General features: G+C 63.9%; 2 protein-coding genes and 1 pseudogene. All 3 read left to right on the top strand.

The genetic code is table 11. From position 1 onward, the window contains the following. Positions 1–266, top strand: a pseudogene (locus tag AC1DT2_RS23400) (sensor histidine kinase); the annotation flags it as partial. Further along, positions 259–1,026 carry a LytR/AlgR family response regulator transcription factor gene (locus tag AC1DT2_RS23395; RefSeq protein ID WP_477299070.1) on the top strand — a complete coding sequence of 256 codons (768 nt, stop codon included), beginning with the start codon at positions 259–261 and terminating at the stop codon, positions 1,024–1,026. The pseudogene AC1DT2_RS23400 and the gene AC1DT2_RS23395, both read left to right, overlap by 8 nt. A 14-nt stretch (positions 1,027–1,040) precedes the next feature. Continuing rightward, on the top strand, positions 1,041–1,370 hold the full coding sequence (locus AC1DT2_RS23390; RefSeq protein ID WP_063571515.1) for a hypothetical protein: 330 nt from the start codon (positions 1,041–1,043) through the stop codon (positions 1,368–1,370). Positions 1,371–1,407 lie beyond the last annotated feature (37 nt).

The raw sequence follows: 1,407 nt of genomic DNA, 5'->3' as shown, positions 1-1,407 counted from the left end.
AGCATGGTCTCGAGCCGAAGCCTGGCGGCGGCGGGATATGGATTCGCGGTCGCGTGGAAGACGGTGTGCTTTCGGTGACGGTTGCCGACGACGGCATGGGCTTTCGCAGCGAAGGCTCGGGCACCGGCATCGGCCTGAAGAACCTGCGCGAGAGGCTGCGCCTGACCTACGGCGCGCTGGCGAGCTTTGTCATCGGTAACAACTTCCCAGCCGGCGTCGCCGCGACGATCACGCTGCCAGCAACGGGAGTGAACGATCATGCCTAAGTGCATCGTTGCCGAAGACGAGAAGCTGCTCTCCGCAGCTCTCCAGCGTGAACTGGCAAAGGCGTGGCCCGACCTGGAGATCGTGGCGGTCTGCGAGGACGGTGGTGAAGCGCTCGAGGCTATCGCCACGCATCAACCGGATATCGCCTTCCTCGACATTCGCATGCCAGGACTTACGGGCATGGAAGTGGCCGCTGCGGCGGCGGATGCCAGTCCGCAAACCCTGGTGGTCTTCGTGACCGCGTACGACCAGTACGCCGTCGACGCGTTCGAGCGTGGCGCCATCGACTATCTGCTCAAACCGGTGGTTGCGGATCGCCTGGCACAGACGGTCACCCGTCTGCGCAGTCGGCTAGCCGATGCTGCGCGCCACGCACGCCGCACGGGTGATCTGGCGAAGGACATGATCGAGCGCTTCGACGAAGCGCCGGACGAGCCACTGACCTGGATCACCGCTGGTGCCGGCAAGGCCACGCGGCTGATCCTCGTCGACGACGTGATCTATTTCCGCGCGGACAACAAGTACACGGTGGTCGCCACGGCGGAGGGCGATGCGCTGTTGAGCCGTCCGATTCGCGACCTGCTACGCCAACTCGATCCGAAGACGTTCCGCCAGATCCATCGTTCCACCATCGTCAACCTGCGCCAGGTCGCCTCGGTCGAACGGGACGACACCGGCAAGGGTTGCCTGCGCCTGCGTGGGCGCCCCGAAACCTTGAATGTGAGTCAGCCGTTCATGGCCATCTTCCGCGCCATGTGACGAAGGAGACTTCCATGCGACTTTTTCTAGCCATCATCTACTGCTTCCTCAACCTCGCCGGTTGCACCGACGCGCAGAATCGCAGCATCGTGGCGACGGCACGAGAGAACGGAACGGTTACCCTCGATAGCTTTACCGACGTGCACATGGGCCGAGCGTGGTTCGAATGCAAGGCGAGCCAGAGCGGCCGTTGCTATTACGCGGTATTTCATGGCGACGCGCAGGTTCGCGCGTTCTCACTGCCGGTGGCCGAGACATTGCGCCTCGACAATTTGCCGGCGGGGTTTAGCCAGTGCGTGGCCGCTTCGGCAGTCAAGGTGTCTGCCGACTGCCGGGCGGGGTGATCGTCCTCCCATCGCCGCTGAAGCGGCTCCCACACAC

The sequence above is a fragment of the Luteibacter sp. P4_E6 genome, from assembly GCF_056401535.1.
The sequence above is the reverse complement of the archived record's forward strand: the minus strand, read 5'-3'. Positions and strand labels throughout refer to the sequence as shown.

What these genes read in the sequence shown, in the direction of transcription:
- AC1DT2_RS23395 (WP_477299070.1), top strand. Translation starts at nt 259, where the DNA reads ATGCCTAAGTGCATCGTTGCCGAAGACGAGAAGCTGCTCTCCGCAGCT.
- AC1DT2_RS23390 (WP_063571515.1), top strand. Translation starts at nt 1,041, where the DNA reads ATGCGACTTTTTCTAGCCATCATCTACTGCTTCCTCAACCTCGCCGGT.